This is a genomic window from Thiothrix lacustris DSM 21227 (assembly GCF_000621325.1).
GTDB classification, from domain to species: domain Bacteria; phylum Pseudomonadota; class Gammaproteobacteria; order Thiotrichales; family Thiotrichaceae; genus Thiothrix; species Thiothrix lacustris.
Genome location: NZ_KK211257.1, coordinates 46341 through 63534 on the forward strand (window position 1 = coordinate 46341; position 17194 = coordinate 63534).

Consider the following 17194-nt stretch of genomic DNA (forward strand, 5'->3'; position numbering starts at 1 on the left):
GGCAAGTATGACAACGCAAATACACAATTGGGAAACGTTGGTGGTTGGCCTTGGTCAGACCGGCTTGTCGGTTGCACGTCATTTGCACGCACAGGGCGTGGCTTTTGCTGTGGTGGATAGTCGTGCAAATCCACCCGGTAAGGATGAGTTATTCGTTCAATTCCCTGATATACCTTACTTCTTTGGTGCATTTGCAGAAGTCTCGCAGTGGTTTACGGCGGCGGCTACTTTGGTGGTTAGCCCCGGTATTGCGATTGCTACCCCTGAGATTCGCGCGGCGGGTGAGCGCGGTGCGTCACTCATTGGCGATATCGAGTTATTTGTGCGTGAAGCCAAAGCGCCTGTGATTGCGATTAGTGGTTCCAACGGCAAAAGTAGCGTGACGACGTTGGTGGATCTGATGGCGAAAAAAGCCGGTATGGTTTCGTATGCTGGCGGAAATCTTGGGTATTCAGCGTTGGATTTGCTGGAGAAACCCACCCCAGATTTATATGTGATGGAGCTTTCTAGCTTTCAGTTAGAAACAACTCAGTCTTTGAAGGCAGTTGCTTCGGTCGTTTTAAACGTCAGCGAAGACCACATGGATCGATACCCCAGCTTCGTCGATTATGCCGCAGCAAAGCAAGTGGTGTACCAGCATTGTGGATGTGCGGTGGTAAATCGTGACGATACGGTGGTTATTAATTTAGCGGATAATGCTGTTTATGGCAGTAGAATCAGTTTTGGTCTTGATGAGCCTGCTGCTGGTCAGTACGGCATCCGTAACCATGCGGGTAAACGTTGGTTGGCAAAGGGTGAAACCTTGCTGCTGGCTGTTGATGAGATGAAATTGCCAGGCGATCATAACTATGCGAATGCACTGGCAGCGCTGGCATTGGGCGAGGCTGCTGGTATTCCTCTTGAGGGGATGTTGGCGGCGTTACGTGAGTTCACGGGGCTGTCGCACCGTACCCAGTGGGTGCGTGAACGCCATGGGGTGAATTGGTATAACGATTCCAAAGGGACAAATGTAGGGGCAACGTTGGCTGCTTTGGCGGGGCTACCCGGCAAAACGGTGTTGATTGCAGGCGGTCAAGGTAAGGGTGCTGATTTTGCACCGTTGCGTTGGGTGGCGGCTGACAAGGCACGGGCGCTGGTGTTGATCGGTGAAGACCGTGACAAGCTGGCAGCAGTGGTGGAAGGTTATGCACCTTACGTGTTCGCTCATGATATGGCGGAGGCAGTGTTGAATGCCGCAGAACTGGCTCAAGCCGGTGATAATGTGTTGCTTTCCCCTGCGTGTGCCAGTTTTGATATGTTTAAAAGCTATGTTCACCGTGGTGAGGTGTTCAGTGATGCGGTGAGGAGCTTGCCATGAGCTTGCAGCCGCCTATGCCGATGGATGCTTTGGATCATGATAATCCGTGGGCGCGTTATATCGATCGTGATTTGCTTCTAGCGTTATTAGCCATTATCGGTATTGGTGTTGTTATCTTGGCATCTGCATCGATGTGGGTGGCGCAAAAACAATATGACGACCCGTATTTTTATCTACAACGTCAGACGTTTTACTTGGCGATGGGGGTGATCCTTGCAATCGTCATGTATCAAATCAGAGTCGATTTTTGGCAGCAACTCGGCGTGCGTTTGTTGCCGATTGTGCTTGCATTGTTGGTATTGGTGTTGATACCGGGGATTGGCAAAGAAGTGAATGGTAGTCGCCGCTGGTTAAACTTTGGTTTTATGGCGGTGCAAGTGTCAGAGATGGCTAAGCTGATCATGTTGTTGTATTTGTCTGGTTATCTGATCCGACATGGGAAAGATTTGTCCTTATCCAAATCGCATCGACCGCTGTTGATTCCTCTGTTAGTGCTCGGCATAACAGGTGGTTTATTATTGTTAGAGCCTGACTTTGGTTCAACGATTGTTATTTTTGTCACTGGCTTGTCGTTATTGTTCCTGGGTGGCGTGCCTTTGAAACGTCTGGGAATCCTGCTGGGTGGGGCAATACTGGTAATGATTCCGGTGTCGATGATGGGTTATCGCAGTGCCCGTTGGGATGCTTTGATCAACCCGTGGGCGCATGAGGCGGATAAAGGGTATCAAACTGTCCATGCCTTGATGGCGATTGGTGATGGTGGCTGGTTTGGGAATGGGCTGGGAGGTGGTATCCAGAAGTTGTTTTACCTGCCAGAAGCTCACAATGACTTTATTTTCTCGATATTAGCGGAAGAGTTTGGTTTTATCGGGATGTTGATTGTCTTGAGCCTGTATGGCTGGTTGGTTATGCGGGCATTTGTCATTGGTTTTCAAGCGGATAAGGTGGGTAAGCACTTTGGGGCTTACGTGGCTTATGGTATCGGTTTCTGGATAGGGTTTCAGGTCATCTTGCATATTGGGGTGAATCTGGCTGTGTTGCCACCCAAAGGATTGACGTTGCCACTGATGAGTTACGGTGGCAGTAGCTTGATGATTACGTTGGCGGCAATGGCTTTATTGATGCGGGTGCATCGTGAGACTCAGCTTAGCCAGTTTGGTGTACCGGAGCAGCGTACACCGAAACCTAAAAAAGTGCGTGCGATCAAGAGGACAGCTCGTGGTGAATAATACCAGAACCCAACGCCCCATTATGATTACTGCTGGTGGTACCGGCGGCCATGTATACCCCGGTCTGGCCGTAGCACGAGCGTTGATAGCTCAAGGGATTCCCGTTGTGTGGATGGGAACCCGTAAGGGTTTAGAGGCGCGGGTGATTCCTGAGGCCGGTATCGAGATGGCGTGGCTGGAGGTGAATGCGTTGCGCGGCAAAGGCTGGCAAACGCTGTTGATGGCGCCAGTCAATTTGATTCGCGCTTTGTGGCAGTCGCTGCAAATCATGCGCAAGCACAAGCCCGCAGCGATATTGGGCATGGGCGGTTTCGTCGCAGGCCCCGGTGGTTTGGTGGCAGCCTTGCTGGGTACGCCTGTGGTGATCCATGAGCAGAATGCGGTGGCAGGTTTGACCAATAAGTTGCTATCGCGAGTTAGCCGCCGAGTGCTGGAAGGTTTTCCGGGTACGTTTGCCAGCAGCCAGAACGTGATGGCGACCGGCAACCCGGTACGGCTGGATATTGCCAGCCTGCCTGCACCACGGGAGCGTTTAGCTGACCGTGATGACGAGCCAGTGCATGTACTGGTGGTCGGTGGCAGTCTGGGGGCGCAGGCGTTGAACCAAAGGGTTCCGCAAGCCTTGGCACAACTGGATAGCACGCTTCGTCCGGTAGTGCGTCATCAGGCTGGTGTGAAAAATATCGACGAAGCGCGTAGCCAATACGCCGCAGCGGGCGTGGATGCGGAGGTGATGCCTTTCATTGAGGACATGGCTGAAGCCTATGGCTGGGCGGATTTGGTGATTTGCCGTGCCGGTGCGTTGACCATTGCGGAATTGGCGGCGGCAGGTGTCGCGGCGGTGCTGGTGCCTTACCCTTATGCGGTGGATGATCATCAAACCGCTAACGGTAAGTTTCTGGCGGATCATGGCGCGGCCTTGCTGATTCAGCAGCAGGATCTGACGGCGGAAAAGCTGGCAGGTGTATTGAAAGATTTATGTACTGACCGCGTTAGCTTGCGGCAGATGAGCGAGGCTTCCCGTGCATTGGCAAAGCCCCATGCGACGGCACAAGTCGCCGCCATTTGCGCGGCCTATGCCGGTTATGACTTCGACAACCAAGCAGGAAAACAACAATGAAGATAGGCAAGGACGATCTCGCTCGCAAACGCATTAACCGGCTACATTTCATCGGTATCGGTGGTGCGGGGATGGGCGGTATTGCCGAGGTGGTCGCGAATTTGGGCTACAAAGTATCCGGTTCTGACGTGGCAGAAGGGGCGATGACACGCCGTCTGCAATCGCTGGGTATCACTGTTTACAAAGGTCACGCGGCGGAAAACGTTGAAGGTGCGGATGTTATCGTGGTGTCTACCGCGATTGACAATAACAACCCGGAGATTATCGCGGCGCGTGAAAAGCGCTTGCCGATTGTACGCCGTGCAGAAATGTTGGCGGAGCTGATGCGTTTCCGCCAAGGGATTGCAGTTGCAGGTACTCACGGCAAGACTACGACGACCAGTCTGACCACCAGCCTGTTGGTTGAGGGCGGCATGGATCCGACCTACGTGATTGGTGGCAAACTTAACAGTTCTGCGAGCAATTCCAAGCTGGGTACGGGCGAGTATCTGGTGGCCGAGGCGGATGAAAGCGATGCGTCATTCCTGTTCCTGCAACCGATGATTGCGGTGGTGACGAATATTGATGAAGACCACATGTCGACTTACGGCGGTGACTTCAACAAGCTGAAGCAAACTTTTATCGAATTCCTGCATCACCTGCCTTTTTATGGCTTGGCGGTGTTGTGTGTGGATGATGAGTATGTGCGCGAAATTCTGCCGGAAGTCGGTCGTCCGATCGTCACTTACGGGATTGATCAGGAAGCGGATGTGCAGGCAACCAATGTGCGCTTTGTGGGCACGGAAAGCCATTTCAACGTGCATTGCGTGAAAGGCGACCGCAACCTAGACATCGTGCTGAATTTACCGGGGCGGCATAACGTGCTGAATGCCTTGGCGGCGATTGCGATTGCGGCGGAATTGGATGTGTCTGACCAAGCCATCGTGGATGGTTTACGCAAGTTTGATGGGGTAGGCCGCCGCTTCCAGCAATACGGCGACATTACCTTTGCCCCCGGCAAGAACGCAACATTGGTGGATGATTATGGTCATCACCCGCGTGAAATGAAGGCGACGATGGATGCGGTACGTAATGCTTGGCCGACGCGCCGTGTGGTGCAGGTATTCCAGCCACACCGTTACACCCGTACCCGTGATTTGTTTGAAGATTTCGCGCAAGTGTTGTCGGAAACCGATGTGCTGGTGTTGATGGATGTTTACCCAGCCAGTGAGCAGCCGATTCCCGGCGCTGATGGGCGGGCGTTGGCGCGTGCCATCCGTATTCGGGGAAAAGTTGATCCGATTTTCGTGACGGATGTGGAAGACGTGCCGGGTGTCCTCAAGCATGTGTTGCAGGATGGTGATGTGATCCTGACTCAGGGGGCGGGCAGCGTTGGTGCGTTGGCTGCGGGTTTACCAGAAAAACTTGCCATGAAGAGTGATACTGAATGAGTGTAACGTTACATAATAAATTCGGGAAAGTAGCCGTACTTTACGGTGGCTGGGCAGCAGAACGCCCGATTTCCTTGAAAAGTGGCGCGGCGGTATTGGCTGCTTTGCAGGCAAGTGGTGTGGATGCCCACGGTATTGACGTTGACCGTAACATTATTAAGATACTTCAAGAAGGTGGCTTCGATCGTGTATTTAATATATTGCACGGTGCTGGTGGTGAAGATGGGGTGTTGCAAGGTGCTTTAGAGGTGCTTGGTATACCTTATACCGGTTGTGGCGTGATGGCTTCTGCTATCAGTATGGATAAGCTCATGACCAAGCGGGTGTGGGCAGGTGCAGGTCTACCAACGCCTGCTTATCGCGTGTTGACGGCGGATACTGATTTTACCGCAGTGGTCGCTGAATTGGGTTTGCCATTGATGGTGAAGCCAGCCACGGAAGGTTCTAGCATTGGCATGAGCAAAGTGAAACTGGCTGATGATTTGGCTGATGCTTACCGCAAAGCGGCTGAGTGCAGTGCGGTGGTGATTGCTGAGCAATGGGTGACTGGTGCTGAATATACCGCTGGTATCGTTGCAGGTGAGTCATTCCCGCTGATTCGTTTGGAAGTGCCGGGTGAGTTTTATGACTATCAGGCTAAGTATATTTCCAATGATACGCGTTATTTCTGCCCATGCGGCTTGGATGCGTCAGAAGAGCAGGCTATGCAATTGCTGGCACAGCAGGCGTTTGCCGCTGTCGGTGGGCGTGGCTGGGGACGTGTGGATATGATGCGTGATGCCCAAGGTCATGCATGGTTGATTGAGGTCAATACGAACCCCGGTATGACCGATCATAGTTTGGTTCCAATGGGTGCTCGTGCTCTTGGTATGGATTTTAACGCGCTGGTTGTGCGCATCTTGGAGACCACGTTGTAATGGCATCACCGCGTCGCCAAACAGCACATAAGCGTTCCCAACCTGGCTTCCATCTGGCGGATATTCCACCGGGTTTGCTGAAGCTAATAGCGGCGTTTATTGTGGCCTTAATGTTGTTGGCTGGCGTGTTGGGTGGGCGTGCAATGTTGAATAACCCGGAAAATCTGTCCATTAGTCGGATTGATCTTCAAGGCGACCGTAAATTTATCAAAGATGTAGATTTACAGGCAGTTATTGATAAATACAAGCAAACTAATCTGTATTTGTTGGATACGGACACCTTAAGGGCTGATATCGAAACGTTACCGTGGATACGTTCAGTTACCTTACGCAAAGCATGGCCTGATCACTTGATTATTGGTATTGAGGAGCAGCGCCCGGTGGCTTTTTGGGGGCGTGAGCGCTTAATGAACCAATACGGTGAGTTATTTGTTGCAGAATTACCCTCCATGCGAGGGGTGTTTCCAACGCTCTACAGTCCGCAAGACAATGGTCGAGAGATGGCTGAGCGTTATCTTGAGGTCAAAGAGTGGCTGAAAGGCTTGCCGTTGGAGCTGTCTGAATTGACCGAGGATGAAAGTGGTTCGTGGCGAATCAAGATTAAAGATGGGCCAGAAGTCATGATCGGTAGTGAGGATCAGGCACGGCGAATGCAACGATTTAGGGTTGGATTTCAACAGGAATTGGCTAAAAAGCTAAGTAATGTACGTCGGGTTGATCTACGTTACACCAACGGTTTTGCCGTAGAATGGAAAAAATCCCCAGTCGGCTCGCGGGATTCAATGGACGGAGTCACAGGAGTGAGTGATGTCAAAGAAAGAGCATAATGTGATTGTAGCGCTGGATCTGGGAACCTCGAAAGTGGTGGCTCTGGTCGGTGAAATCAATGATGTGGGTCGTTTGGAAATTATCGGAATCGGTTCATACCCTTCACGAGGGATGAAAAAAGGGGTGGTGGTTAATATTGAATCCACCATCCAGTCGATTCAACGGGCAGTCGAAGAAGCCGAATTGATGGCTGGTATTCAGATCCGTACCGTGTACGTGGGTATCGCTGGTAGTCATGTTCGTAGCCTCAACTCACATGGCATTGTTGCGATCAAAGACAAGGAAGTGACGCTCAATGATGTAGAGCGTGTCATGGATGCTGCTCGTGCTGTGGCTGTTCCAGCGGATCAACGTATTTTGCATGTACTGCCCCAAGAGTACGTGATCGACCAGCAAGAAGGTATCCGCGAGCCAGTTGGTATGTCAGGCGTGAGGTTAGAGGCACGCGTGCATTTAGTGACCGCTGCTCACAGTGCTGCTCAGAATCTGGTCAAGTGTGTCGAGCGTTGTGGCTTGCATGTTGAAGACATTATTCTTGAGCAGGTTGCGTCTAGCTACGCGGTGCTGGAGGAAGATGAAAAAGAATTGGGCGTGTGTCTGGTCGATATTGGTGGTGGTACCAGTGACATTGCGGTGTTCATGAATGGTTCGATTCACCATACCGCTGTCATTCCGATTGCGGGTGATCAGGTGACGAATGATATCGCGGTGGCCGTCAGAACGCCGACCCAGCACGCGGAAGAAATTAAAATTAAATACGGGCGGGCATTGCGTCAGTTAGTGGAGGAAGATGAGCTGATTGAAGTGCCAGGAGTGGGTGAACGTGAACCGCGTAGTCTGTCGATGCAGACTTTGGCCTCGGTGATCGAACCCCGCTACGAAGAATTGTTTTCACTCGTGCTTCAGGAGCTGCGTCGCAGCGGTTATGAAGAACGAATTGGTGCAGGCATTGTGCTGACAGGCGGATCCTCGAAAATGCGAGGTGTGCGTGAGTTGGCTGAGGAGGTTTTTCACATGCCAGTACGGATCGGTATGCCCCGGAATATTGGTGGTTTACGTGGTGAAGTCGAAAACCCTATCCATTCCACTGGGGTAGGACTACTGTTGTACGGAATGGCACAGCAGGTATATGGAACCAAGCGAAACGGCTCTAACACAGTGAGTGTTATGTCATCGACAGAAGATAGCTGGTGGGATCGTTTGAAAAATTGGTTTAACGGTAATTTTTAACAGTCGGAGAGTACGGGCATGTTTGAATTAATGGATAGTGCAGCGAAAGGTGCTGCAATCAAAGTTATCGGTGTTGGTGGCGGCGGCGGCAATGCTGTCAAGCACATGTTGGCATCTGGTATCGAAGGTGTCGAATACATTTGTGCCAATACCGATTCCCAAGCACTCACTGGGATTGGCGTGAAAAGCATCCTGCAACTGGGTACTTCCCTGACCAAAGGTCTGGGGGCGGGCGCAAACCCTGAAATCGGGCGTGAAGCTGCGATTGAAGACCGTGAGCGTATTAAGGAACTGGTGAGTGGTACCGATATGTTATTTATCACCGCTGGTATGGGTGGTGGCACAGGCACGGGTGCGGCGCCGGTTATCGCTGAAATTGCGCGTGACATGGGTATCCTGACGGTTGCGGTTGTGACGCGGCCTTTCCTGATGGAGGGTGCACGTCGCAAGAAATCCGCCGATGCGGGTATCGCGGAGTTACACAAGCATGTGGATTCATTGATCACCATTCCGAACCAAAAATTGCTGACTTCTTTAGGTAAAAATGTTTCCTTGATGTCAGCGTTTGAAGCGGCGAATGATGTTCTGCTGAAAGCGGTACAAGGTATTGCAGAGTTGATTACCAATCCCGGTCTGATCAACGTGGACTTTGCTGACGTGCGAGCAGTCATGTGTAATGGTGGTGTGACCATGATGGGTTCTGGTGAAGCACAAGGTGAAGACCGTGCTTCTAAAGCTGCCCAGATGGCTATCTCTAGCCCGTTGTTGGAAGATATTCGTTTAGATGGTTCTCATGGCATTCTGGTCAGTATCAGTGGTGGCATGGATATGACCATGCATGAGTTTGAAGAAGTAGGTTCTGTGGTGGGGCAGTTTGCCGCTGATGATGCAAATGTGATTATCGGTACGACCTTGAATCAGGATTTGGGCGATAAAATCCGTGTCACTATTGTGGCTACTGGATTGGAAGAAGCAGGTCTTACGACGGCGGCACGTCCATCACTCTCCGTCGTGAGCCAGCAACAGCCTGTTCATCGGGGGATGGATCGTCATGCCCAGCAACAAGCGGTGATGAATGAGCAGCGCAATCGTGTTCGGGATTTACCTCCTGTTGAGCTAGCACGGGATATTCCGGGTGTGAAGCCCTACAGTTCTGGTCGGGACTCTACCAGTTACACTTCCCGTGGCAGTGAAAGCAGTTTGGATATCCCAGCCTTCCTGCGGAAGCAGGCTGACTAAGCTTTTTAGTGGTTATTATTGACAAATCGACATGCCCGTCGCGGCACTGAGGCATTTTCCTCAGTGCCGATAGGGTTGTTGAGTGCGCAATATTTTAAGAAATGCTACCTGCGTAGGTGGATTTTGAAGTAGTTTTAGGTGTTTGTTGAAACTTGTTCAGACTCTAACAAGTCAAATCGACTAGAATTCATCTATTCTAAAAAATAACGCGCCAACAACGAACGGGAGTCTAACTTGTTAAGGCAAAGGACATTGAAAGCAACGGTATCAACTATTGGTATCGGCTTGCACTCAGGTAAAAAAGTCTCAATGACTTTACGACCCGCCCCATCCAATACCGGCATTGTGTTTCGTCGGGTGGACATAACTCCTCCTGTCTTGATAGAGCTTCACCCTGAGCGCGTGGGGGAAACGATGTTATGCACCGCTTTGATTGATAAAGATGCCAAAGTGTCAACCATTGAGCATTTGTTATCGGCCTTAGCTGGTTTGGGCATTGATAATCTCTATGTTGATTTAGATGCCGCCGAAATTCCTATTATGGATGGTAGTGCAGCCCCCTTTTTGTATCTATTGTTATCTACCGGTATCGAAGAACTTAAAGCACCTAAGCGGTTTATCCGTATCAAGAAGCCTCTTGAGGCTAGTCGCGGTAATGGTTGGGCAAAGTTGTTGCCCTATGCAGGTTTTAAGGCCAGTTTTGAAATTGAATTTGATCATCCAGCGGTGAGTGCCACTGCTCAATCATTGGAGATTGACTTTTCACATCAGGCTTATGCCAGTGAAATTGCTCGCGCTCGGACGTTTGGTTTTATGCGTGATGTGGAGATGTTACGTTCCCGTAATTTAGGCTTGGGTGGCAGTCTTGAAAATGCCATTGTGTTGGATGAGTTTCGGGTATTAAATCAGGATGGCTTGCGTTATAGCGATGAATTCATTCGGCATAAAATTCTGGATGCCATTGGTGATTTGTATACCTTAGGTCATGGTATTATTGGTGCTTATCAAGGTCATAAGTCTGGCCACGCAATTAATAACTTATTGGCTCGTGAGTTACTCCAGCAACAAGATGCATGGGAGATGGTGACATTGCCTGAAAAACAAAAAGAACAGGTTATTTTTGCTGATAGTTATGCTTTTGCGGGTATTTAAGTCTGAGAGTGGCTGGCTGTCTTGGCTAGGTGAATAATAGCATCCCTAAGTTCTTTATCATCAATGCCTTGTGCTATGCTTTGCATGATATTTGCAGCATTGTTAGATAGCTTGTACATGCCCGTTTTTTGCTCAACGCTTGCAAGGTGTAGCCCTATCACCTTAATATCAATGCCGCGAATGTTAGTGTTTAAGTGTTTGCTTAAATATTTGCACAATGAGTGCTGCTGGAAGCGGGCTTGTGTAGCAAAATGAGGATCATCGGTCAGGAGTGTTATACGTTGGTTTTTCAGTAAAGGCCAAAAACGGTTGTCGACAGGGATAGCAAAGAAATGAGAAATGACTGCTGTGAGTCTGTCAATTTGATGCAGTTTTTCATCAAAACCCCTACTAATCAGTTGATTGATTTTTTTCATCGTCTTCAGCTTTCCCTAAATCTGTGATCTTCTGTGATAACTGCTATGGTCGCACTTTTTGAGTTTGTGAGGAATCCAAGAGATTTACTATCATGCAGGTAATTTGTCTTAGTGATGATGGTTCGCGCCGTTCATCGTTCATTCTGCAACCCTGGAAGCACCTAATTATCCCAGCCGGTATTGTTGCGTTGCTGTTGGTGGGGCTTTCTGTTAATCAAATGTTCGGTCTTTATCGGCTGGATGCTACGCCCCAAAATGCTGAGCTCTCAGGTAATGATGCCAGTAAACTGCTATCAGCGTTGGAACAACAAATTGCTGTTGTTGATCAAATAAAAAAAACCTATGCGAATTACACCGTCGATGTGGATACCTTGTCGGTTCGTCTTGGCAGTTTAGAAGCGGAAATAGCACGTCTTAATGCTTTAGGTAAACGGGTGGCAGATAAGGCAAAGCTGGATCCATTGGAGTTTTCACTGGATAACAAGCCTGCCCGTGGGGGTGTTGATCAGGATGTCTTTTCTGGTCAGCGTAAAAGTTCATCTAATGAATTGTTAGCAGCGTTCCAACAAGCTGAGAATAATGTCGATCGCCAGAAGGGCATATTATCAACGTTAGACCAGATTCTTGAAGGGATTAACGTTCAGGCAGAGATCTTGCCATCCGGTAGGCCGGTACACAGCGGTTATATCTCGTCTGAGTTTGGTTTCCGCCGTGATCCTTTCAATGGCCGTAAGAAAATGCACAAGGGTGTTGACTACGCAGGCCCGCAGGGTACGGATATTTACGCTGTTGGTGGTGGGGTCGTATCCTTCGCAGGCAACCGTAACGATGGTTATGGTAATGTGGTTGAAATCGATCACGGTGATGGTTTGACCAGCCGTTATGCCCACCTGAATACAACCAACGTGGTAGAAGGTAAAGTGGTTAAAAAAGGTGAAAACGTGGCTTGGATGGGCAGTACCGGGCGTTCTACTGGCCCGCATTTGCATCTGGAAGTCTTGAGGAACGGTGAGCAGATCAACCCACGCGAATACCTAGGGCACGAAGAATAATTCACCTGACAGCCAGTTAAACCGTATATAATGCGATACAAACCGTCCAGTGTAGTGATGTGCCCGCACAACGTTACACTGGACTTTCTGTTTGGAAAGGATACAAGAGAGTAAACGTATGCTGGGTTCCGTAGCCAAAAAGATTTTTGGTAGCCGTAATGACCGTCTGGTCAAGTCTTATTCCAAAGCTATCAAGAAAATCAATGCGTTGGAAGAGCAGTACAAATCCCTGTCTGACGAACAACTGGCCGCCAAAACCACTGAGTTCCGCAATCGTCTGGAAAAGGATGAAGCCTTGGCGAGTCTGTTGCCTGAGGCTTTCGCCGTGGTGCGTGAAGCAGGCCAGCGGGTACTGGGAATGCGTCATTACGACGTACAGATGATCGGTGGGATGGTGTTGCATGACGGCAAAATTTCTGAAATGAAGACCGGGGAAGGTAAAACGTTGGTGGCAACACTGGCTGCTTACCTGAATGCTTTGCCGGGTAACGGGATGCACGTTATCACCGTCAATGACTATCTGGCGCAACGTGACGCCGCACAGATGGCGCAGTTGTACGGTTTTCTGGGCTTAACCACGGGCGTTATCGTCAATGGATTGAGTTCTGAGCAACGTCGCGAAGCCTACGCTGCTGACATTACTTACGGCACAAATAACGAATTTGGTTTTGATTATTTGCGCGATAATATGGCTTTCCGCAAGGAAGATCGGGTGCAGCGTGATTTGCACTACGCGATCGTGGATGAGGTTGACTCTATCCTGATTGACGAAGCGCGTACACCGCTGATCATTTCCGGGCCTAGCCATGATGCTTCTCAGCTGTATATGGCAATCGACCAGCTTATCCCGACCTTGGTTAAACAGAAGGAAGAAGATGGCTCTGGCGATTATGCCGTCGATGAGAAAGCACGTCAGGTGTACTTGAGCGAAGCAGGACAGGAGCGTGCTGAGCAATTATTGTGGGCAGCGGGTGTTTTGCCTGAAGGCCAAGGCTTGTACGATACTGTCAGTATCAGTGTGTTACATCATCTGGGTGCGGCTTTGCGTGCTCATGCGCTGTTCCAGCGTAATGTTGATTACATGGTAAAGGATGGCAAAATTGTCATCGTTGACGAGCATACGGGTCGTGCCATGCCGGGGCGTCGCTGGTCTGAAGGCTTGCATCAGGCGATTGAAGCTAAAGAACGGGTGAATATCGAAGCGGAAAATCAGACGCTAGCATCCATTACCTTCCAGAACTACTTCCGCCTCTATACAAAGCTTTCTGGTATGACGGGTACAGCCGATACTGAAGCCTTTGAATTACAGCAAATTTACGGGCTAGAAGTTGTCGTTATCCCGACACACCGCCCAATGGTGCGGATTGACTCCAATGACCTGATTTACCTGACGGCAGAAGAAAAGTATGCCGCTATCATCAAGGAAATCGAGATTGAAGTGGCCAAGGGGCGGCCGGTGTTAGTGGGTACTGCATCCATTGATACCTCTGAATTGGTTTCCAATAAACTCAAGGAGTTGCGGATTCCGCACGAAGTGCTGAATGCTAAGCAGCATGAACGTGAAGCACACATCGTTGCGAATGCAGGTCGCCCGGGTGCTGTTACCATCGCTACCAATATGGCTGGTCGTGGTACTGACATTGTGCTGGGTGGCAGCATGGAAGAGGAAGTGAAACAACTGGGTGAAACGCCAGATCCTGAAGCACTTTCCCAAATCAAAGCCATGTGGAAAAAACGTCATGATGCAGTAGTGGCCTCTGGCGGTTTGCATATCTTGGGTACTGAGCGCCACGAATCACGCCGTATCGACAACCAGTTACGCGGGCGTTCTGGGCGTCAAGGTGACCCAGGTTCTTCTCGCTTCTTCCTGTCGCTGGAAGATAACCTGATGCGTATTTTCGCCTCTGATCGGGTGAAAAGCATGATGCAGCGTTTGGGGATGGAAAAAGGTCAGGCGATTGAAGCCGGACTAGTCTCCAAATCCATCGAAAATGCCCAGCGTAAGGTGGAGGCTCACAACTACGACATCCGCAAACATTTGCTGGAATACGACGACGTTGCCAATGACCAGCGTAAAGTCATCTATTCCCAACGTAATGATTTGCTGGAAGTGGATGACATTAAGGAAACCATTGACGCTATCCGTGAAGACGTGGTGGATGCGATGTTCTCCGCACATATTCCGCCGGGCAGCATTGACGAGCAATGGGATGTCGCTGGCCTGCATAAGCAACTTTACACCGACTTTGGGTTGGATCTGCCGATCCAGCAATGGCTGACGACTGAGAAAAACTTGCATGAAGAAAGTTTGCATACCCGCATTCAAGAGCAAGTGACTGCTTTCATTCAGCAAAAAGAAGCGATGATTGGTGAGCCGAATATGCGCCGTTTGGAGCGCGATGTGATGTTGCACGTGCTGGATGGTGAGTGGAAAGAGCATCTGGCGGCGATGGATTACCTGCGTCAAAGCGTTGGCTTGCGTGGTTATGCCCAGAAAAATCCTAAGCAGGAATACAAGCGCGAAGCCTTCGAGATGTTTGAGCAATTGCTGGAACGTGTCAAGCATGATGTGGTTGCTTTCCTGATGCGCATCCAGTTGCAAGAGCCGCAACAGGCGATAGCAGAACTGGAAACGCATGAGCCGCAGCCGATGGCTTTTTCTCACCCTGATGCGGGCAATGCCTTCGAGGATGAGGAGGTGGTGGATGCAGTCGTGGGTGAGAATAACCCTTACGAACGCGACGGTGCAAAAGTCGGGCGTAATGACCCATGCCCATGCGGTTCTGGCAAGAAATACAAAAATTGCCACGGTCAATTGGCCTGATATGATTTGGTTTGGTTTTTTGGGAAGTAGGTAACATGGCAGTCAACTTACACGCACCTGATACTTTATTGCCGATTGCTGGCGTGCGCTTGGCATCGGTTAACGCGGGAATCCGTTACAAGAACCGTAACGACCTGCTGTTGATTGAGCTGGAACCGGGCAGTCATACGGCTGCGGTGTTCACACGCAATGCGTTTTGTGCCGCACCGGTGCACGTGTGCCGCGCCAACTTGCTGCACTCCAATACGCGTTACCTGCTGATCAACGCGGGTAACGCTAATGCTGGAACGGGGGAGCAGGGAATGGTTGCTGCTCGCGAAAGCTGTGAGCGGGTGGCGGAACAGGGCGCGTGCTGGGCTGAACAAGTGTTGCCCTTTTCGACTGGTGTGATCGGGCAGCAACTGCCCGTCGACAAGATCACCGCAGCGTTGCCAGAGGCTTTTTCCAAGCTGGAAGCCGATGGCTGGCTGGAAGCTTCGCGTACTATCATGACCACCGACACGGTAGCTAAAGCGATGAGCCGTCAGGTGGAAATCTTTGGCGAAACGGTAACAATTACCGGAATTGCCAAAGGCGCGGGCATGATCCACCCCAATATGGCAACCATGTTGTCGTATGTCGCTACCGATGCACTGATCGAAAAAGAAGTGCTGCAAAGCCTGCTGAATGATGTGGTGGAAGAAACCTTCAACTGCATTACGGTAGATGGCGATACTTCGACCAATGACTCGTTGATTGTGATGGCAACGGGTAGCTCCGGCATTTATGTCGGTGGTGATGGTTTGCCCATTTTCCGTCAAGCTCTGTTAGAGATTTGCCTGTATCTGGCGCAAGCGATTGTGCGTGATGGTGAAGGCGCGACCAAATTTATCAGCATTGATGTGCAGGGTGCAGCCACTCGTGCAGAAGCGCGAATTGTCGGCAATACCGTGGCACTTTCTCCGCTGGTCAAAACGGCATTGTTCGCCAGTGACCCGAACTGGGGGCGTATCCTTGCCGCCGTTGGGCGCAGTCAGATTGATGCACTGGATGTCAGCCGCATCAGCATCTGGTTGGGTGAAACGCTGCTGATCGAAAACGGTGAACCTGCTCTCACTTACTACGAAGAATTGGGCGCAGCAGAAACCAAGCGCGACGAAATCAATATCCGCATCCATTTAGGGCGCGGTGAGGCCAGTGCCACAACGTGGACGTGTGATTTCTCTTACGATTACGTCAAGATCAATGCCGAATACCGTAGTTGATTATTTGCATGTCGTCGCAGCGGTTATCCGTGGCGGCGACGGCAGAATCTTGCTGGCGCAACGCCCCGCGAATAAACATCAAGGTGGCAAATGGGAATTCCCTGGCGGCAAAGTCGAGTTGGGTGAAACACCCTTGCAGGGTTTGAGTCGTGAATTGCATGAAGAACTTGGGATTCATGTACTGCAAACTAACCCCCTGATCAAAGTCAGGCATGTTTACCCCGAACGTGCAGTCTTGCTGGATGTGTGGGAAGTCACTGCCTTTAGTGGTGAAGCACACGGTCGCGAAGGCCAGCCAGTCGCTTGGTTTGAGGCTGAGCAGTTGCCGACGCTTGAATTTCCTCCCGCTAATTACCCCATTATTACTGCTGCTCGCCTGCCTGCTCATTGCCTGATTACCCCTGAACCGCAAAATCCTGCTGATTTTTTACAACGGTTGGAAGCTCGGTTGCGTGCGGGTATTCGGTTGGTGGTATTTCGTGCTAAGTCATTGTCAGCAGACGATTATGTGGCGTTGGCGCAGGAGGCAATCCGTTTGGCGCATTCCTTCGGTGCGAAGGTTGTGCTGAATTCGCCGCCAGTGATGTTGGAAGAGGCCGATGGGCTGCATCTGACCAGCCGTCAGTTGTGGGAGGAAGAGCGTGTATATCAGTCGCCGTTACGGGATGGGCAGTGGTTATCAGCCTCCTGTCATGATGAGCGGGAATTGCAGCGTGCAGCAGATATTGGGGTGGATTTTGCCTTTCTGTCGCCGGTTTTGCCTACGTTGTCACATCCGGGCGTGGTGCATCTGGGGTGGGATGTTTTCTCTGCCGCTGTTGAGCGAGTGAATTTCCCGGTGTATGCCCTCGGTGGCATGGATAGCAGCCACGTTGCAACGGCGCGGCTGGGTGGTGGGCAGGGAATTGCTGCCATCCGCAGTTTGTGGGATGGCGTCTAGCCTATAACTCAAGCATTCAGGTCGGGAATTAACTGGCTATTGATGCGCGAAATCATGTCTTTCAGCAATAGCTTGCGTTTTTTCAGGCGCGATGCCTTGATCTGGTCGTAATGGGGCTCTTGCGCCACTTGTGCAAGTGCCTCATCCAACTCCCGGTGTTCCTGGGTTAGTTCTGCCAGTTTTCGATGCAGTTCTTCCTTGTCTTGCAGCATAATG

15 protein-coding genes are annotated in these 17194 nt (G+C 50.6%); 13 read left to right on the plus strand and 2 right to left on the minus strand.

Annotated features, from left to right (window positions below; all coding sequences use genetic code 11):
- Window positions 1-7: 7 nt before the first annotated feature.
- The 9 genes from murD to lpxC all read left to right on the plus strand — a co-directional run bounded on the left by murD (window position 8) and on the right by lpxC (window position 10502).
- Complete coding sequence (gene murD, locus Q394_RS0116960) at window positions 8-1357, plus strand: UDP-N-acetylmuramoyl-L-alanine--D-glutamate ligase (RefSeq protein WP_028490288.1); 1350 nt, start codon at window positions 8-10, stop codon at window positions 1355-1357.
- Entirely contained in the window at window positions 1354-2586 is a 1233-nt protein-coding gene (gene ftsW / locus Q394_RS0116965) for a putative lipid II flippase FtsW (protein WP_028490289.1), read from the plus strand. Before murD ends, ftsW begins: the two co-directional genes overlap by 4 nt.
- Window positions 2579-3706 (plus strand): undecaprenyldiphospho-muramoylpentapeptide beta-N-acetylglucosaminyltransferase, encoded by a 1128-nt coding sequence (gene murG / locus Q394_RS0116970; RefSeq protein WP_281169659.1) that lies wholly within the window; start codon window positions 2579-2581, stop codon window positions 3704-3706. Before ftsW ends, murG begins: the two co-directional genes overlap by 8 nt.
- Window positions 3703-5136, plus strand: coding sequence for a UDP-N-acetylmuramate--L-alanine ligase (gene murC / locus Q394_RS0116975; protein ID WP_028490291.1), 1434 nt, complete (start codon window positions 3703-3705; stop codon window positions 5134-5136). The genes murG and murC overlap by 4 nt, the downstream gene beginning before the upstream one ends.
- Window positions 5133-6053 (plus strand): D-alanine--D-alanine ligase, encoded by a 921-nt coding sequence (locus Q394_RS0116980; RefSeq protein ID WP_028490292.1) that lies wholly within the window; start codon window positions 5133-5135, stop codon window positions 6051-6053. The genes murC and Q394_RS0116980 overlap by 4 nt, the downstream gene beginning before the upstream one ends.
- A complete protein-coding gene (locus tag Q394_RS0116985; RefSeq protein ID WP_028490293.1) occupies window positions 6053-6880 on the plus strand; it encodes a cell division protein FtsQ/DivIB in 828 nt (275 codons plus the stop codon). The genes Q394_RS0116980 and Q394_RS0116985 overlap by 1 nt, the downstream gene beginning before the upstream one ends.
- The gene (gene ftsA / locus Q394_RS0116990) at window positions 6861-8111 is read left to right on the plus strand and encodes a cell division protein FtsA (RefSeq protein WP_028490294.1); all 1251 of its coding nucleotides are present in this window, start codon (window positions 6861-6863) and stop codon (window positions 8109-8111) included. Before Q394_RS0116985 ends, ftsA begins: the two co-directional genes overlap by 20 nt.
- Before the next feature lie 18 nt (window positions 8112-8129).
- Window positions 8130-9350: a cell division protein FtsZ gene (gene ftsZ / locus Q394_RS0116995; RefSeq protein WP_028490295.1), complete on the plus strand. Its 1221-nt coding sequence runs from the start codon at window positions 8130-8132 to the stop codon at window positions 9348-9350.
- A gap of 234 nt (window positions 9351-9584) precedes the next feature.
- Window positions 9585-10502, plus strand: coding sequence for a UDP-3-O-acyl-N-acetylglucosamine deacetylase (lpxC, locus tag Q394_RS0117000; protein ID WP_028490296.1), 918 nt, complete (start codon window positions 9585-9587; stop codon window positions 10500-10502).
- Here the strand turns inward: lpxC and Q394_RS0117005 are convergent.
- Complete coding sequence (locus tag Q394_RS0117005; RefSeq protein WP_028490297.1) at window positions 10499-10918, minus strand: hypothetical protein; 420 nt, start codon at window positions 10916-10918, stop codon at window positions 10499-10501. The two genes, lpxC and Q394_RS0117005, sit on opposite strands and share 4 nt — an antisense overlap.
- 92 nt (window positions 10919-11010) lie before the next feature.
- On the opposite strand from Q394_RS0117005, the gene Q394_RS0117010 reads away from it, so the two are divergent.
- The 4 genes from Q394_RS0117010 to Q394_RS0117025 all read left to right on the plus strand — a co-directional run bounded on the left by Q394_RS0117010 (window position 11011) and on the right by Q394_RS0117025 (window position 16978).
- The gene (locus tag Q394_RS0117010) at window positions 11011-11970 is read left to right on the plus strand and encodes a M23 family metallopeptidase (protein WP_028490298.1); all 960 of its coding nucleotides are present in this window, start codon (window positions 11011-11013) and stop codon (window positions 11968-11970) included.
- A 118-nt stretch (window positions 11971-12088) separates the two neighbouring features.
- The gene (secA, locus tag Q394_RS0117015) at window positions 12089-14794 is read left to right on the plus strand and encodes a preprotein translocase subunit SecA (RefSeq protein ID WP_028490299.1); all 2706 of its coding nucleotides are present in this window, start codon (window positions 12089-12091) and stop codon (window positions 14792-14794) included.
- Between the two features lie 35 nt (window positions 14795-14829).
- On the plus strand, window positions 14830-16038 hold the full coding sequence (gene argJ, locus Q394_RS0117020; RefSeq protein WP_028490300.1) for a bifunctional glutamate N-acetyltransferase/amino-acid acetyltransferase ArgJ: 1209 nt from the start codon (window positions 14830-14832) through the stop codon (window positions 16036-16038).
- Window positions 16019-16978, plus strand: coding sequence for a Nudix family hydrolase (locus Q394_RS0117025; RefSeq protein ID WP_028490301.1), 960 nt, complete (start codon window positions 16019-16021; stop codon window positions 16976-16978). Before argJ ends, Q394_RS0117025 begins: the two co-directional genes overlap by 20 nt.
- Window positions 16979-16986: 8 nt before the next feature.
- Here Q394_RS0117025 and Q394_RS0117030 read toward each other — a convergent pair whose 3' ends face one another.
- Window positions 16987-17190, minus strand: a complete 204-nt coding sequence (locus Q394_RS0117030; protein ID WP_028490302.1) for a YdcH family protein — start codon at window positions 17188-17190, stop codon at window positions 16987-16989.
- Window positions 17191-17194: the final 4 nt, after the last annotated feature.